15 protein-coding genes and 1 pseudogene are annotated in these 16,288 nt (G+C 57.9%); 4 read left to right on the top strand and 12 right to left on the bottom strand.

Features of this window, described 5'->3' with window-relative positions:
* Positions 1 to 99 precede the first annotated feature (99 nt).
* Positions 100 to 279 (top strand): annotated as a pseudogene (locus ACQZ40_RS25155) (helix-turn-helix domain-containing protein); the annotation flags it as partial.
* Between the two features lie 176 nt (positions 280 to 455).
* Here ACQZ40_RS25155 and ACQZ40_RS25150 read toward each other — a convergent pair.
* The 4 genes from ACQZ40_RS25150 to ACQZ40_RS25135 form a co-directional block, all read right to left on the bottom strand.
* Positions 456 to 1,280 carry a hypothetical protein gene (locus ACQZ40_RS25150; protein ID WP_142914284.1) on the bottom strand — a complete coding sequence of 275 codons (825 nt, stop codon included), beginning with the start codon at positions 1,278 to 1,280 and terminating at the stop codon, positions 456 to 458.
* A gap of 179 nt (positions 1,281 to 1,459) precedes the next feature.
* Positions 1,460 to 2,485, bottom strand: a complete 1,026-nt coding sequence (locus tag ACQZ40_RS25145; protein WP_142914285.1) for an MBL fold metallo-hydrolase — start codon at positions 2,483 to 2,485, stop codon at positions 1,460 to 1,462.
* 247 nt (positions 2,486 to 2,732) lie between these two features.
* The gene (locus ACQZ40_RS25140; RefSeq protein WP_269834420.1) at positions 2,733 to 3,374 is read right to left on the bottom strand and encodes a TetR/AcrR family transcriptional regulator; all 642 of its coding nucleotides are present in this window, start codon (positions 3,372 to 3,374) and stop codon (positions 2,733 to 2,735) included.
* 383 nt (positions 3,375 to 3,757) lie between these two features.
* Entirely contained in the window at positions 3,758 to 3,940 is a 183-nt protein-coding gene (locus ACQZ40_RS25135) for a hypothetical protein (RefSeq protein ID WP_161596399.1), read from the bottom strand.
* A 170-nt stretch (positions 3,941 to 4,110) separates the two neighbouring features.
* Between ACQZ40_RS25135 and ACQZ40_RS25130 the strand changes: the two genes are divergently transcribed.
* Complete coding sequence (locus ACQZ40_RS25130) at positions 4,111 to 4,563, top strand: amidohydrolase family protein (RefSeq protein WP_269833179.1); 453 nt, start codon at positions 4,111 to 4,113, stop codon at positions 4,561 to 4,563.
* A 92-nt stretch (positions 4,564 to 4,655) separates the two neighbouring features.
* On the opposite strand, the gene ACQZ40_RS25125 is transcribed toward ACQZ40_RS25130, so the two are convergent.
* The 8 genes from ACQZ40_RS25125 to ACQZ40_RS25090 all read right to left on the bottom strand — a co-directional run bounded on the left by ACQZ40_RS25125 (position 4,656) and on the right by ACQZ40_RS25090 (position 14,645).
* Positions 4,656 to 5,831 (bottom strand): alanine racemase, encoded by a 1,176-nt coding sequence (locus ACQZ40_RS25125; RefSeq protein ID WP_142914288.1) that lies wholly within the window; start codon positions 5,829 to 5,831, stop codon positions 4,656 to 4,658.
* A gap of 78 nt (positions 5,832 to 5,909) precedes the next feature.
* On the bottom strand, positions 5,910 to 7,313 hold the full coding sequence (locus tag ACQZ40_RS25120; protein WP_142914289.1) for an MmgE/PrpD family protein: 1,404 nt from the start codon (positions 7,311 to 7,313) through the stop codon (positions 5,910 to 5,912).
* A 4-nt stretch (positions 7,314 to 7,317) separates the two neighbouring features.
* Positions 7,318 to 8,073 (bottom strand): ABC transporter ATP-binding protein, encoded by a 756-nt coding sequence (locus ACQZ40_RS25115; RefSeq protein WP_142914290.1) that lies wholly within the window; start codon positions 8,071 to 8,073, stop codon positions 7,318 to 7,320.
* Positions 8,073 to 9,116, bottom strand: a complete 1,044-nt coding sequence (locus tag ACQZ40_RS25110) for an ABC transporter substrate-binding protein (RefSeq protein WP_142914291.1) — start codon at positions 9,114 to 9,116, stop codon at positions 8,073 to 8,075. Before ACQZ40_RS25110 ends, ACQZ40_RS25115 begins: the two co-directional genes overlap by 1 nt.
* A gap of 38 nt (positions 9,117 to 9,154) precedes the next feature.
* Positions 9,155 to 9,913, bottom strand: coding sequence for an ABC transporter permease (locus tag ACQZ40_RS25105; RefSeq protein WP_142914292.1), 759 nt, complete (start codon positions 9,911 to 9,913; stop codon positions 9,155 to 9,157).
* Positions 9,910 to 10,716 carry an ABC transporter permease gene (locus ACQZ40_RS25100; protein WP_142914293.1) on the bottom strand — a complete coding sequence of 269 codons (807 nt, stop codon included), beginning with the start codon at positions 10,714 to 10,716 and terminating at the stop codon, positions 9,910 to 9,912. Before ACQZ40_RS25100 ends, ACQZ40_RS25105 begins: the two co-directional genes overlap by 4 nt.
* A gap of 186 nt (positions 10,717 to 10,902) precedes the next feature.
* Complete coding sequence (locus ACQZ40_RS25095) at positions 10,903 to 12,606, bottom strand: hydantoinase B/oxoprolinase family protein (RefSeq protein ID WP_142914294.1); 1,704 nt, start codon at positions 12,604 to 12,606, stop codon at positions 10,903 to 10,905.
* Positions 12,606 to 14,645 (bottom strand): hydantoinase/oxoprolinase family protein, encoded by a 2,040-nt coding sequence (locus ACQZ40_RS25090; RefSeq protein ID WP_142914295.1) that lies wholly within the window; start codon positions 14,643 to 14,645, stop codon positions 12,606 to 12,608. The genes ACQZ40_RS25095 and ACQZ40_RS25090 overlap by 1 nt, the downstream gene beginning before the upstream one ends.
* A 110-nt stretch (positions 14,646 to 14,755) precedes the next feature.
* On the opposite strand from ACQZ40_RS25090, the gene ACQZ40_RS25085 reads away from it, so the two are divergent.
* Both ACQZ40_RS25085 and ACQZ40_RS25080 read left to right on the top strand, forming a co-directional pair.
* Positions 14,756 to 15,697 carry a LysR family transcriptional regulator gene (locus tag ACQZ40_RS25085; protein ID WP_142914296.1) on the top strand — a complete coding sequence of 314 codons (942 nt, stop codon included), beginning with the start codon at positions 14,756 to 14,758 and terminating at the stop codon, positions 15,695 to 15,697.
* A gap of 321 nt (positions 15,698 to 16,018) precedes the next feature.
* Positions 16,019 to 16,288, top strand: a 270-nt coding sequence (locus ACQZ40_RS25080; protein WP_269835421.1) for a hypothetical protein, incomplete at its 3' end; no start/stop codon positions are given.

Raw genomic sequence — 16,288 nt, 5'->3', positions numbered from 1 at the left:
CGGCAATTCCAGGAAAGGCGCACCATTGCGCAGGGCTCCGGGTTTGCGCTGGATGACCGCAAGGTAATGCCGCCAGTCATAAATCGTCCTCGGCGGTTTCAATATCAAAAAAGCCTGCGTCTCTATGCAGCCCGAAATCTGATGCTGACAGAGCGGGTCGATGCCAATACCGCAGCGGTCAGAGTGGGATACGAAAGTGTACCCCAGTTCAGCCGCGAGTATTCACGTATGTTTGGAGCGCCTCCGCGTCGCGACGTGCAAACAACAAGGCAGCGATGAACGAAGTAGAAAGTAACCGCTTCATTTCTTTAACAGTAAACCCTATGCCCCATTCACGGTCGACGGAAACAAATGTTCTCCTTCAGCGTGGTGCAGAGCAAAGTCACAATCGCTTGCCGCCAAGGGCCGGCAGTTAAGCATGGCCCCCAATTCCTCCCAATGGTTCTCCGCAGTCATCATTGTTCTCGCTGCAAGTACTGGTTCGTCGTTTCCCAAGCCACGGATTGAAGGTATTTTGCGACGTTCTCCTCAAATCCGGCTGTATAACTGAGGCCTACTGGATTTTTATTGAAAATTGCCGCGTAGGTCGTCAGGGCTGCCAGATATGATCCCTCAGGCGTCGGGTGCCGCTTGTCAGCCATATAGAGATTGATATCGGGACGCTCCTTGACTGATCTGGCAAAGGCCAGACCTGCAGGAATAACCAGTGCCTTGTTTTCGTTTCCGATGCGCGTGTAGGCTTCGGCTAGTTGTTCTGTCATCTCTGGCTTATCGAGGTAGGCCCACGACATGAAGAAAACGGGCTCAGCACCGTTCTTTCTGACGGTTTCCGAATGTTTGGCCGCATATTCGTAGAATATGTCCTTCAGCTGTGGATGGACCGGGCATTGGCTGCAGTCCATCATAATAGCCAGGTCGAACAGACGCTCCGGATTATTGAAAGTGACCACGTTTTTACTGTCGATCGTGTAACGGCCCACCGCATTGGGTCGGAAATACGAGCCGACGTCGTGCCAATCGAAACCGGAGCCGCTTATCGTCACCTGTGCGTTGCGGAGCTTATATTCAGGGTCGGCCGCGGCGAGGATTCTCGAGATAAACCCGCTGATCCCATTGTTGAAGTAAAAGAAGCTGTTCCCGATATAGATGATCGACTCGGGGCGTTCTATCCCCGTGGTCTGAACTGTCGGCCTGGTCTGCGCGAAGCTCGTTGAGCTTGTCGTCAAAAGAGCGGACACCACCAATAAAGCGGCGTTTACGGCATTCTTTAGGCTTTTCATTATCTGATCTCCCTGTCTGATAACGCGATCGAAATTGCTTGCTCAGGTTGATTGTCACCGAAGTGTCCCTGATTTCCGGCCTGAGGTTCTGACAGGACCCGCATGGGCTCCTCCTCCGGGTGCGTCAGGGTCAAAATAGCTGGATATGAAGATGGCCGGATACCCGGCCCTCAGCTTGCTCATTGATATGCAGCGAGCCCGGCGGCAGCGCACGACTGCGCTGTTTGCACATAGGCAATGACGCGGTCATTGCCTATCACCCAGGGATTGTTATCCCGGCCGGATGGTTGGCTAAGCGCTGCGTTCTTTTCGATCGTGTTATCCAGGCCTGGATGGTTGGCGATGACAACGTCCGCGCCGCTTTCTCTGATGACGCTCTTGAACCTTTCCGCTGACTCGACATAGGTCTTGAACCAGTTGAGCTTCTCTTCCCCTTGAGCTCCGCTGAAGCCGAAACCGGTTCCTCCCCACTGCGCGACTTTCCGCTCCTTCGGTCCGTCTTTGACGGTGAAGATGGTAGACACAGTGCCTGGAGTATGACCCGGAGTGACGTAGAAGGAAAAGGAAGCCGAACCAAGACGGAAGGTCTCGCCATCCTTGATCACCATATCCTTCTTTGGTTTCTGGGCAGGGTCACGCTTGTCCTTAGCCAGGAAATCCCACTCGGCGTCGGACATCATTACGCGTGCGCTGTACTTGTCTTGCAGATAGCGAGCACCACCGTAGTGATCACCATGCGCATGACCGACGATGATATACTTGATATTTTTAGGGTCGAAACCCTGCTCCCGCAATCCTTTTTCGATAAGAACAGGACCGGAGTCAGGATTGAGCGTGTCGATGAGCACCAACCCCTCACCAGTGTCGATTGCCCACGCGGAAGCGGAGCTTTCCCAGAAAGCGTACTCGCCCACGTAGTAGAGGTTGTCGAAAACTTTTGCGGACCCCGCTTTTTCGATCGACTCCTTACGAGCTTCGTCCGGCTGGGCAATCTTGCCCGCATTCGCATTTTCGATGCGAGGGCAAAGCATGTTGTACAGATTGAAGTGCTCCGTCCCAGCGGCTTCAAAGGCTTTCCGGAAATTGTCGGCAACGCTGCTGCCGTCTGCTGCTTTCAGCGGCAAGGGCCATAAGATAAGACTGACGATGCTCGCGGCAAGAGCGAACCTTCCTCTGCGGTTCGCGATCACGTGTGATGATGTCATGTGAATTCCTCCATTTTCCAGGGAGGTCAAGACAAGCGTCAGCGCTCGGCACACGTGCCGAAGCCGCGTCCACTCCCTATCGGAGAAGCAACCGCTCCTCTTTCTTCTCCCGGTCGCGAATGTAACGTACTATTTCGTTAATTCAACACATTCTGCTGACGCCGGATCATTAGGGCAGTTCATTCAGAGACGGCCGTCTTCTCGGACGCCGGCATCGGGACCGGTAAAATGCTCGGTCTCACGCACATCAGGCTGTCTTCAGATAACTGAGCACCACGTCGGAAATCATGGCCTTATGCCGTTCAACGGTGTCGGTCGCGGAAAGATCGAGTCGATAAATCGTGCCGAATGTATGCTTGTTGGAGACACGGAAAAAGCAGAACGCGCTGATCAACATGTGCAGGTCGACAGCCTCAACCTTGCGTTTGAAGACACCGCTTTCCAGGCCGCGAGTGAGGATGTCGTCGAGCACTTCGATCACGGAGATGTTTAGGTCCCGAATGACTTCCGATCGCATCATATGTGCGGCATAGTGGATGTTTTCGATGCTGACGAGCCGTACGAAAACAGGATTGGATTCGTCATGGTCGAAAGTGGACGAAATCAACTTGGTTAGCGCCACGTCCGGGGCAAGGTCTCCAAGCTGCAGGTCCGCCTCCACAGACCGAATTTTACGGTATGCTCTCTCCAAAACCGCGAGGTAGAGTCCTTCCTTGCTCCCGAAGTAGTAGTAGATCATGCGTTTCGAAGTCCGGGTCAGCGCAGCGATCTGATCAATCCTGCCCCCTGCCAAGCCATTTCCAGCGAATTCTTCCGTCGCGACATCCAAGATATTCTCCTGAGTTCGCGTTGGATCTTTCCGTCTTGTTTTCATGAGCGTTATTGCCATCGCAGTCTCGTATTCTGGCGGCGCAGATTGCCTGAAGTGTTGAGGGAGCGGCTCACAGAGCCCAATGTTGTCCGGGCCTTTGACGATATCAGTGAGCCTGCCGTTCGGGTAGGCCTCTAGATGGACGGCGCTGACTTCGTTGCATTGGCAGGGTTGCGACGGTTGATCACCCCGGCCGCCGTGTCAAATTGTGCCTGTGTCGAAGTCGCGCTTTGAAAAAGACGCAGTTCCCCACCTTTCCCTCGTTACGGAAAATGGCAATCCGGCTGCTCCGGACGAAGGTCAGGTGCGGCGAGAACGAATACCAATCCGCTCCAACCAGTAGCGTTGCCGAACCCAGCTCTCTTGGTTGGCATCCCTAATCCAATCCCGTCCTTGGACGGTCAACCCACGAGGGGTTCAGCCTCGCACAAAACCACGCACTCGATCTTGCCCGGACCCTGATGGTTCCGGTCACCCTCTTCGAAATCGATGGCGAGATCGGCGTCATGCCTTCCGCCGAGTATGACGGCGATGAAGACGCCATCATCAACGAATATGATCCGTTTGCTTATGGATCGGCTCATTGAACCGATCACCCCTTCGGGGGAAGGCGCGCCGCTTGCGTTGCCGCGCTCACAAGGGAGGCTTCGCCGCGAGTGACCTTGCCCCCAAGTTTTATCCAGTTTTGAGTTCGCTCCAGCGGTTTATAGAAGCTTGATGATGGAATCGCAATTTCAGCTGCCCGAAACTCTAAGTGACGCTCCTAGCGCCGCTTGGCTGGCACATTCAACTCCATGCAATGGCGGATCAGATCGCTGCTTACGCTCCCTTGCTTAAAAGGCTTCCGTGCCAAATAGTCTTCGATCATTTTGCTCGATTGCCAGCAAAAGGTGGATTGGAGCATCCCGCCTACGAGGTCGTGTGCGATATGCTCGCAGAAAAGCGGGCATGGATAAAATTATCCGCTCCCTACCTGGTGTCGCACGGTTCGAGCGCTGATCTCCAAGTGGCGTCACTCGGCTCGGCGCTTGTGCACAATTCGCCAGAGCGAGTCGTGTGGGGAAGCGACTGGCCTCATATGACCGAAGCGTCCAAGCCGGAGTTCCAGAGGCTGAAAGATATGGTCAATCCTATGGCTCAGGGGGATACGACGCTCCTCCGCCAGATTTTCATATCTAACCCGAACGCGCTCTACGGTTTCCGCTGACCTTAAGTGTCCTACAACCGTCTTGCCTGAGTGGCGATACCTACAATCGCCAAATGCAGATCGCCAACTCGTCATGACGGAGTACCCGAGTGTCAGGCACCGCGTGCGTCGATCGGCCAGATATCGAGAAGTATGTCATCGCGGACGACATGGATGAAATCATAGAGGTTCACCGTCGGATCGCAGTGCGGCACCTGCAACTCGAGGAGCGAACCTACAGGCATGATTTCATCGTCCGCGAGCGTCACTGTGCCATGTTCGTCGCTGGTCGGCTTGTAGGTCGCGCCGGGCCTGCCGCCGCGCCTGATTACCGGCGCCGTTCCGTGCTTGGCAACAAAACGCTTTTCGCCACCATCCGTTGTTGCAATGCCGGGATGATTGGAGCTAATGACGCGCACAGCGGCAAACAGGCTGGTTGGAAAAAGCGGTTTCGCCGATCCATCCGGATCGACAACATCGTATTCCGCATCCATCAGGGCATAGCTGCCGCACTGGAATTCGGTATAGAGGCCGAGCGCCGTCTCCTGAAGAAAGGCGCCGGTGCTGCCGCCCGAGACGACCGGCTTTTCGCCGTGAATGAAAGGCTCGATCACATCCAGAGCCTTGCGGATGCGAACCGCGGCCTCCTCGGCGCCAGCCATCCGGCCGGCGATATCTGGACGGTGCGACAGATGCCCGGCATACGCCTGAAGCCCCACCAGGCAAAGCCAATCTGCCTGATCCACTATCCGCGCAAGTGCCGAAAGATCCTTCGCTTCGGACAGACCCGAGCGATGCCGGCCCATGTCGAGATCGATCAGTACCCGGATCGTGATCCCGCGCGTCTCTGCGGCCTGCCCCAATGCCGCCGCCGTATCGACATTGTCGAGGACCAGCGTCAGCCGGCAGCGATTTGCCGCCTCCACCAGACGATCAAGCGTCGTGCCCGGTGCGAAGGTCGATGTCAAAAGAATATCGGTTATGCCGCCATCGGCAAAAACCTCGACTTCACCCGGTGTTGCAACACAGATACCGACGGCGCCGGCGGCGAGCTGCCGTTTGGCGATCCCCAGCGTTTTGTGCGCCTTGGCATGTGGCCGAAGGTCAACGCCAAGTTTGCTGCAACGCTCCTGCATGTTAGCGATATTCGCATCGAGCGTGTCGAGTTCAACGAGCAGAGCAGGCGTCAGCAGCTTCTGGCGGCCGCCCTCGCTACCTATAAATGCGGCGTTGCGTGCGGTGATCGTACGCGGAGAAATCTGACCTCCATCTTGATCGTCAGACCGCATCTACCTTACCCTCGCATCTGTCATCGCACCCTCCAGTGAAAGCAAACTCGGACCCAACCAACTTCGAACGCTTATCTTTCACCGGCCCCGTGCATGCATGAACAGCTTGAGCATTTGTTTGCCGTCTGGCTGCCCATCCAGGTCCATGACGAAATCCTGGAGTTCTTCGACCGATGCGCCGGTGGCGCCAAAACCCCATTCCAGGCATGAGGCGAATTTTGCCAATACTTCGACATGGGTCATTGGCTCGTCGGGAGCGCCCTTCATCGTCAGCTTTTCAGCGGCGTAAACGCGTCCGTCATGAGTGGTGATCGAGACACGGGCCGGGGCGACGGCGGTTTCGTCGTAGTCGGGCGTCGAACACGTGTCGATCGTGGCGGCGTAAGCAACGTCTTTGGCACCAATGCGCTCGGGCGTGAACGAGCGGATCGACACCTCGCCATCTGCAAGCGCCGCGGCGAATGCATAGGCAGCATTGAATTGCGCATGGACGACCAGCGTCGGATGAGATCGATCAAAGGCCGCGCCGACGATCTTGCGGTTCACCTCGCCAAGTTCGATCAGCCCGCTCTTCACATCGACCGGCTTGAGGCCCTTAGCCCTCAGCTCCAGCGCCAACTGGATCACCGTATGATTGCATCGGCAACAGGGGTAGGGCTTCATAGAAAGGTCGCGAACCTGCCAGAGCGTACCGAATTCAGCGACGACGATCTCAGGCTTCACTTCACCGCGTTCTTGGAGATTGAACAGTCCCGACTGACCTTCGAGAAAGCGATGCGGGCCGGTTATGCCGCCGCGAGCAAGATGCGCTGCAAGCACGCCGGAGCGGGCAGCGAAACCAGGACCAACGCGCTTTGCCAATGCACCGTCAGCGATGAACTGGGTCGTACCGGAGAGTTGCACGAATGCGAGCCCGAGCGCACTGAGTGCCTGTGCCTCGTCGAGCTGGAAGATCTTGGAGACTGCGGCCGCGGCGGAAATCGTACCGAGTGCCGTCGTCGGATGCCAGCCCTTGCCGAGAGAATTATAACAGGCAAGGCCGAGCCGGCAGAATACCTCGACGCCGACGGCCACCGCCAGAATGATATCTTGTCCGCTGATTGTCCGGTCCTCGGCTTCCATTGCTGCGAGCACCGCCGGAAGCACGACGCAGAACACATGCACCCGGGCAGGATCGTGCTGGTCGTCGAAGTCGAGCGCATGGGCCGCCGCCCCGTTGGCAAGCGCCGCGCTCACCGGGTTGACCTTGTTGGAGCCCAGCAGGAGCGTCGACAGACCGCCGGTTTCCCAAGCCTCAAGCGAGTCGACCAGTTCCTGCATGCCCGGCGCCTTGGCCGCCCCGGCAATGACACCGAGCGTATCGAGCGTGAACAGCTTGATGATCGTTACGACATCCGTCGGCAGATCGTCGTAGCGGATCGCGGCGACGGATTTCGCAAGTTCGGCACCATAAGATCGAGTTGCGGTCGTCACGTCAGCCATATCATCATACCTCGATATCGTGGCGCAACAGTTCAGCGATTTCGCGGCGCAGCTGAACGAATTCCGGCGAAAGCTTCATGTCGTCATGCCGTGGTCGCGCAAAGGGGACGCGGATTTCCCGCAGCACCCGTGCCGGGCGTTTGGAGAAAACGAGAATGCGATCGGCGAGATAAAGGGCCTCCTCGATACCATGGGTTACGAACAACACCATCTTTCGTTCGGCTTCCCAGATGCGCACGAGTTCGTCCTGCAGGATGTCGCGCGTCTGAACGTCAAGCGCTCCAAACGGCTCGTCCATCATCAGTATGCTGGGCTGGATGCAGAAGGCGCGGGCGATGCCAACGCGCTGCTGCATGCCGCCAGACAACTGATGCGGCCACGCATGCTCGAAACCCTTGAGGCCGACGAGATGGAGATAGTGCATTGCACGCTCCGTTCGCTCTGCCTTCGACACCCCCATGATCTCCAGGCCGAAGGCAACGTTTTCCAGGGCAGTCCGCCACGGAAAAAGATCCGCGCCCTGGAAAACCATGCCCCGACCGAAGCCTGTCTTGCCTGTAATGTCCTCGCCATTGAGCAGTATCTTACCCGTATCGGCGGACACCAGGCCATTGATGATCTGGAGAAGGGTGGACTTCCCGCAGCCGGAAGGTCCGAGGAGGGCGACGAACTCGCCATCCTCGACTTCCAGCGATTGCGGCACGATGACCTCTGTCTCAGCAAAGGACTTCGAAACATTCGTAATCGACAGATGCGCCATTAGCCCAGATCTTTCAAAGCCAGTTCGAGATAGGTGCGATCGATAACCTTGTTTAGATCGACGGTGCCCTTCAGCGCTCCAGCCTGCTTGTAGACCGGTATGATCTTTGAGAATTGATCAACATTGAGCGGCGCCATGTCGCCCGGGAAGGCTTTGATATCGGTCGTCAGGGTCTGCCAGACTGGCTTGAGGACGTCGTCGCCGGCGGCCTTCAGGTCCTTCGACGAGGCAAAGTCGCCCACACGGGCCTTGTACCATTCGTAATCGGTGTTGGTCTTGCGGAAGGAAGTCAGAACGGACTTGATGACCGCAACGGCCGCTGCCTTGTTCTCTTCCGCCTTCAGCCACTCGGCTGTGGAGATGATAACGGCAGAGAACCAGTTGTCGAATTCCTGCCATGGGCGAACGAGGATCTGGTAGTTGCCCTGGCCGGCAAGCTGAGTTGCTTGTTCGACATGCATCGGAACGGCGTCGACACGGCCAGCGAGGAGCGCGCGGGCGCGGTCGCCGGAGCTGCCCATTTCGACAAAATTGATCGACGTAGCATCGATGTTACGTTTGGCGAGCGCGCCCAGCAGCATCACGTACATGAAATCGCCAATGCTGTTGACTGCGATCGTGCCGCCATTCTTGGCGACGTCTTCCAGTCCTTTGGTCTTGTCGGCGTTAACGACGATGACCTGCGAGGTGTTGCTGTATGAGAGCCCTATGATTTTGAGGTCTGCACCAGCTTCGGCGCCGGCAAGCGTCGAGGCGACATCTGCATCACCGAGATCGGCCGAGCCGGCAATGACTTCCTGGGCGATCTGGGGGATCTTTGCCGTTGGGCGCACTTCGGGTGCTCCAAAGCCCGGGATCTTCTGGAGTTCCATGCGCAGCGCCGTCTGCATCGGCACGTTGACAGCCGCGGCGGAAGCGAGCGTATTGATCTTCAGGATATGGCCGGATTGGGCGAAAGCCTTTGATACCGGGCCGAGTGCAATCATACCGGCACCTGCAAGGCCGGTGCGCAGGACGTCACGTCTGTTAATATTTCCAAGCATGTAATTCCCCTTTTTTTGCTTTGCGGATGGGTTTTTGCTTAATCACCGAGGCGGCTAGCGTACCAAGGCGCCGATAGTTGAGCTACGGCGCTCAGGGTGAGGGTGGCTCCCATGCTGATCGCCATCAGGATGACGATCAGGCCGAACAGATTTGCGGTCGAAAGATTGAGGCCAGCATTGTTGAGCAACCCGCCGAAGCCGGCGCTGATGAACATTTCCGCGGTCACCATGGCTCGCAGCGCATGTACCAGCCCAACGCGCGCGGCAATAAGGATGAAGGGGTGCAATGCCGGAAGCAGCACATAACGGAACCGCTGAAAAGGATTGGCGGCAAACGACAGGGCGACGTTCACCAGCTTGGGAGACACGTTTCGTGCTGCCTCCGTCATCGAGATCACCACGTACCAGAGGGTGACGACGAACACGATTGAGACAAGGAAGGTCACGCCACGTCCGAGCATGATGATGAACAGCGGCACGATGGCGGCGGCCGACACGACGATGAACATTGATGCCCATGGCTTGACGATGCTGTAGACGGCGCGCGAACGGCCCATGGCGATCCCGAGCGGCACGCCGACGACCATCGCTAGCACGTAACCCAGAAACATCTGCCACAGCGTGAAGCCGAGCGCCGGCCAAAAACCCGGATCGGCGAGCAAGCCGATGATTGCCGGTCCGACCTGCAGCGGGGTCGCCAGCAGAGCTTCGCCGAGCCCCATACCGGCTGTCTGCCACAGCACGAGGAGAAGCAAGATGCCGAGTGCGTTGATCGCTAGGGAGTCTTTCCTTATCATTTATTTGGCCTCCAGATGCAGATACGGCGCTCGATGATCAGCAGCAATTCCTGGAGCAGGAGCCCGGTGAGGCTGAGAACGACCAGAATTCCGAGCACAGCGGCACTGTCGAATCGTACGGAAGCCTGTTTCATCAACCGGCCGAGGTTGACTGCGGCGAGGAAGAGTTCGGCGGTGATCATAGCGTTGACAGCCCGGACCAAGCCGATCCTAAGTGCTGTAAAGGTGAAAGGCAGGCTCTCGGGAAGCATCACATATTTGGTGCGCTGCCATCCGCTTGCTCCGAAGGAACGACCAACATTTATCAGCTTCCTATCGACATTGCGGGCTCCGCTAGAAATCACAATGATCATGTCGAACATGCACATCATCACCACCAGCGCGATACGCGCCTCCAGATAGAGGCCGAACCAGATCATGATAAAGGGAGCCCATGCCACGCTTGGCACCGCATAGATGAGGTTGACGATCGGATCTAGCAGATCATGCACGAAGCGGATGCGCCCCATGAGAAAGCCGAGCGGGAACGCAATACCGCAGGCTATAACAAAGCCGATTACCATGTGCTGCAATGCGGCGGCAAACGCAGCTGGCAGTTCTCCACTTACGACCATCTCCCCGAGCCGGACGGCAACGGCCGCAGGCGAGGCAAGCACAAAACTGGAATAACGCTGCGCTACCAACTGCCATACGACCAAGCCGGCAACGATCGAGACGAGCATAAGAAGCGTTTCAGAACGGCCGCCGTAACGAAGCCGCGCAGCTTTTACCGGTCGTGTCGCAGCCACGGCTTCACTTGTCATAGCACGGTCCCTTTGACCAACGATCCGTATCGAAGCACTGTCTCACACGTAATCCTATCTATGCAGCAGCATCATTGTAGTTTCGATCAGTTGCTTTCCATCAGGTCCCCGGGTCCCTCTACCTGGAAGAATTTCCAGATCGAGTACGTCATCCGGTAGACCGATCTTCAGCGGCAGGACGTCCGGTCATCGGAGATCACAGCCGTAAATTGTCTTCGCCGCCTTTTCGCTGACATAACCAAAGACCACGTCGCGGCTCACGTCGTCAGGGTTGCGGCTTTTCGGATCACCGTAACCACCACCGCCGGCGGACAGGCAGACGATGCGTCCCCCTTTCTCGAGCGGCAGCGCGCTGTCGTGAACGCCGATCACCCTCTCAGCGCCGGATGTGGTCTTGATGCGATAGTCGTGGCCGCGCGCATCCTTACCGGAGGCGGCGCCGTAGGGAACGACATCGACCCCTTCGCCCGACGCATTCACGATAGCATGTTCAGTCCCCTCGTAACGCAGGACGAGGCGTCCGCCGAGCCCTCCGCGACTTGTGCCGGCGCCGCCGGTGTCAGGCACCAAGCAATATTCCTCCACGACAAAAGGATAGCTCGCCTCGGTCCGCTCGATGCTCGGGGATGGTGTCCCGCCGGGATTGTGCAGGCCGCCGATATTGCTCCAGCCATCATGACCGAGATTGCCGCCGGTGCCACCCTTGTTGAAGAAATAGTGCCAGATGAACGGCCTTCCATCGCGACCATGACCGGAAACAGCGAAACGGAATCGGCGGGCAAAACCTCCGATCGCGCGTGCGGGATCGGCGGTGCTTAGAGCCTGCAATACCGCTTCAATGACGGCGCACGCGGTCGAGGAAGTACACGCGCCGACTGGCGCCGGCACGACCGGCTCGAGCAGACTGCCCTTGCGCGTGATGATCTCGACCGCACGGGCGCTGCCATCGTTCAGCCCTTCGTCCTCACCAGAGAAGTATAGAAAAGCAACCATGACGGCAGCACGAGTATTGGCAAGTGGGCTGTTGATGAACGCCTCGACCTGGTCGGGAGCCTCTGTCAGATCGACGACGGCATGACCATCAGTCACCGTCACCGTGACCGGAATTGGGAGCAGCCCCCCCTCCACACGGTCATATTCCATGTGGCTGAGGCCGCGATAGATGCCATCCGGGCAGGTCCTTAGCAGAGCCCGCATGTTGCCTTCCCCGCTGTTTAGGATCGCGTCGACGGCCCCGTCGATATCGCTTGCTGCGTAACGCTCGAAAAGCTCGCTCAGTCGTCGCACTCCGACTTCGACCGCCGCCAACTGCGCCATCATGTCGCCGTTAAGATCACTGGGGCGACGGGAGTTTTCGGACACCATGCGCAACACGTCGGTCCGCAAGGCGCCACGGCTGACTGCCTTGACCGGCGGGATGCGAAGCCCTTCCTGCCAAATCTCGCGTGCTTCTGCGGCATAACCGCCCGCGGTCATTCCGCCGATATCGCCCTGATGAGCTCGCAGTGCCACCCAAAACCAGATGCGGCCCTCAAGAAAGAATGGCATTGCTAGCGTGATATCTGGAAGATGGCTGCCGCCCCAGTAGGGATCGTTGGCCATCAGCACATCTCCTTCGGCCAGGTCGCCTGCAAAGGCTTCCGCCATCTTCTCCACCGCGAGCGGCATCGCACCCATGTGAATCGGCACGCGTTCAGCCTGCGAAACAGTGTAGAAGCCGGCATCGAGAATGACCGCGGAAAAATCCTGGTTCTGGTTGAGAATTGGGGAGAAACAGGTCCGTGTCATTGTCTCGACCATTTCCTCGGTCACTGCCTTCAGCTTGTGGCGAACGATGGCAATGACAAGCGGATTGAGAGCCTGACGGTTTGACGTGTGTGCCGCGGTCATTATCGGCCTCCTTCCAGGTGCAGACTGCCCTTTTGGTCGAGTCCCACAGAAAAACCTTCCTGTACGAATATGGTCGTCGAAGACGACTCGATGATCGCCGGGCCGGAAAGCGTCATGCCACGGCGGAGGTTTTCCAGCCTGTAGGTCTTTGCGGTAACTGGTTTGCCGAGATAGATCTGCCGTTCAACCGGTGCTGCATCCGGCCAGCCCTGAGGGCGCTCCTCCGGCAGGTCAGCCAGTCGGATTTGTGGCAAGGCACCGAAAACGGAGACCCGCAACGTATCGATGATCGCAGGTTCCGCATCATGGGCATGGCCATAGAGTGATTTATAATTTGCTACGAATGCCGCTTCCATTTTGGCCGGATCCCGCTCGTCGCTGACATCAACTGCAAGGCTGTGGACCTGCCGGGCATAACGGCATTCCAGATGGCGTGTCACCCGCATGTTTTCGGTACCGACGCCGCTCGCCTCCAGTTGTCTGCGGGCCTCGTCCTGCAGTTCGCTGAAGTGGTTTTCCAACTCTACGGCACTTAGATCTCGCAATGGCCGGTCGATGCTGCGCTGCCTGTCCTGACGAACGTCGGCTGCAAGGAAACCCATGGCTGAGAGAACCGAAGCAAGCTCGGGGATCACGATTTTAGGAATCTGCAACTCCCGGGCAACCTCGCTTGCATGCAGCCCACCGGCACCACCGAAGGACATCAGTGCGAAATCGCGCGGGTCCTTGCCGCGCTTAACCGTTGCAAGGCGAATGCCTTCAGCAATCTGCGACGACGCCAGGACATGGATGGCCCAGGCGGCTTCTTCTATGCTCATCCCCAACGGTCCGGCGATATGCTCCTTGATCGCTTGGCGAGCGGCCTCGACCGAAAGCTTCATCTTGCCGCCGAGGAAATTATCCGGATCTATCAGCCCGAGAGCCAGGTTGGCATCCGTCAGCGTCGGGCGCGTGCCACCGCGCAAGAAGCAGGCGGCTCCCGGTACAGCGCCGGCGCTTTCGGGGCCGATAGCTAGAATGCCGCCGGAGTCAATTCGCGCGACGCTACCACCACCGACACCGATCGGATTGATGTCGATTGCCGGAACGGCGATGCGCAGATCCCCCATGTCGCTTCGCTGGGTCTCGATCGGCACCCCATTTTCGATGACGCAGATATCGGTGCTGGTGCCGCCGGTATCATAGGTGACAAGGTTTGGAAGCTTGAGTTCGCGGGCAAACAGCGCGGCGCCCATGGCGCCGCCCGCTGGGCCGCTGGTCACCGCGCCGACTGCACGCCGGCCGGCTTCCGCAATCGGCAACACCCCGCCGGTGGACTGCATGACGAAGATCGGCACGCCAATGCCCTGGCTCGAGAGATCGCCGGAGAGGCGCTGCAGATAGTCCTGCAGGACCGGGCCGACATAGGCATTTACGGTCGCGGTAGACAACCGGTCGTATTCGCCCTGGCGGCTGAGGATATCGCTGCCAAGAGACACATAGGTGTCCCAGCCACTTGCCTCGATGGCATCGAACACAAGCCGTTCATGCGCGGGGTTCTTGTAAGCATGCAGAAGGCAGACGACGACTCCCTTCACACCGTCCTGTCGCAGCTTTGCGATGGCATCGCGCAGCTCACTCATTTCCGGTGTAGTCCCAACCGAACCGTCGGCCATGATCCGCTCGCCGATCTCAAGCCGCTGCGGCCGGTCGATCAATGGCGGTGTTTCGGCGCGCCGTAGGCGGTAACGATCGCCGCGTGACCCTTCTTTCAGTTCCAGGAGATCACGGAAGCCGCGTGTCGTAATCAAACCGAGCTTTGCCCCGTTGCGCTGGATCAGCGTATTGGTGGCAACCGTCGTGCCGTGAATGAACACTTCGATTTCCGGCAGCAGTTCACCGAGCGTCTTTTGCCGGCGGGTGGCAAGAGCGGTCAAGGCATCGATGACGCCGCGGCCGGGATCGTCCGGCGTCGAGGGAACCTTGACGAAATCTGCACCGTTCTTTTCGGATACGACGAGATCGGTGAACGTGCCGCCGACATCAATTCCAACTATCATCTGCTACCTGCCACTTCATTTGTTGAGCAACTAAAGCATGTCGTCGCAGTTGCACCAAGGTCATCAAGAAACCATTTGCGATGCTGGTTTGAGATCGGTTATGGTGAACTATGGATGTCGATGCTCTTCGCTATTTCCTCGCCGTGATCGAAGCCCGCTCCATGCGCGGTGCGGCGGAGGATTTGCATATTGCTCAGTCCGCGCTCAGCCGGCAGATCGGTAATCTCGAAAAGGAACTGGGCGTGTCGCTGCTGGTGCGGCTGCCGCGCGGTGTCAAGCCAACGGAAGCAGGAAAAATGCTCGCCCGGCGCGCGCGCAGCGCCTTGGACCAGCTGGCCCGCGCCCGCGATGACATTACCTCGCTAAGCGGACTGACAACCGGTAAGGTCGCAGTCTCAGCTATCGAACCGGTTGCGGAAGGGCTTCTGATGGATGCCATGCAGCGTATGCAACAGGCCCATCCGGCGATTTCTTTCGATATTCGTGTCGGCAATTCCGCGAAGGTAATTACGCTCTTGCGGGAAGGCATCGTCGAGCTAGCGGTAGCATATAACGCGCCCCATGACCGTGATATCGTAGTCCGTTCAGAGAGCCACGTACCACTGGTCGCGCTTGTCGAGGAAAATCACCCGTTGACGAAGCATAATCGCGTTGCTTCCAAAGCTGGGTTCGGGGCCCGAACCTGCACGTTGAAGGATCTCGCGCCATGGCCACTTGTGTTGCCACCGGCCGGATCGCCGACCCGCACGCTGATCGACGAGGCCGTACGGCGGGCAGTGCTCCCGCTGTTGCAGATTGCGCTGGAAAGTGATTCGGTGCCGGTGCGACTGGCATTCCTGAAGCAGGCAAAGGCAGTAGCGATCATGGCTGACATGTCCGGTAGAATGGCGCGGCCGGGTTATAGGGTGGCAACCATTACTATAGACGATGACATTTTGGCTTCCGGATCGTTGCAGCTTCTCGCTAATCGAGATCATCAGTTGTCGCCGGCCGCATCTGCTTTTGAAAGGCTGCTGCGCAGTTCCATGCGCAGTCTTCGAGGCGAGCGATAGAGGCTAAGCGGCCGAACGACGATTCGTCGTCGATCTATCTTCCGAAAGCTTGGTCCCCACCTTGCGGAAGCTTTCACGGCACAGCAGTCGGCAATATCCGACGATTTGATATAGGCGTACAGCGCAAGGTTGCCAGATGGCGACATAGACGAAATCCAAAACCCGCAGCCTGTTTTGGGGCGGGGGCTTTGAATTAAGGGGCACGCGTGTGTGGATGCCCCCGGTTTGGCAAGAAGATTTTTTGACGGCTGTCCGCGAACGAGGAATTCTATCGGTCGTGTGTCAGGCCTCTCGATGTGGCCTGATTAGCCACGGGCCGGGATGCAGTTCGAAGAACAGGGGCCACATCGGTTCAGAGAGCTTTTTGCTCGAGCGCCGGGACTGGTTTACCCCATTCTGAACATTGAAGTCCTTTCCGCATCGTTCCGTCAGTCGATCTTCCTGCCGGAGCTTTTGGCCCCAGGCATCACCGCATTCCCTTTCGCGAAAGGCAGCGGATCACGCCATTCTGTAATTCTGCTCCCTGGTCATCATTGCCCAAATGATGCGCGCCATCTTATTGGCGAGCGCGACAGCCGCCACCATTCGAGG

This window comes from Agrobacterium sp. 16-172Ci, assembly GCF_053522725.1.
This window is presented reverse-complemented; position numbering and strand designations above follow the sequence as displayed.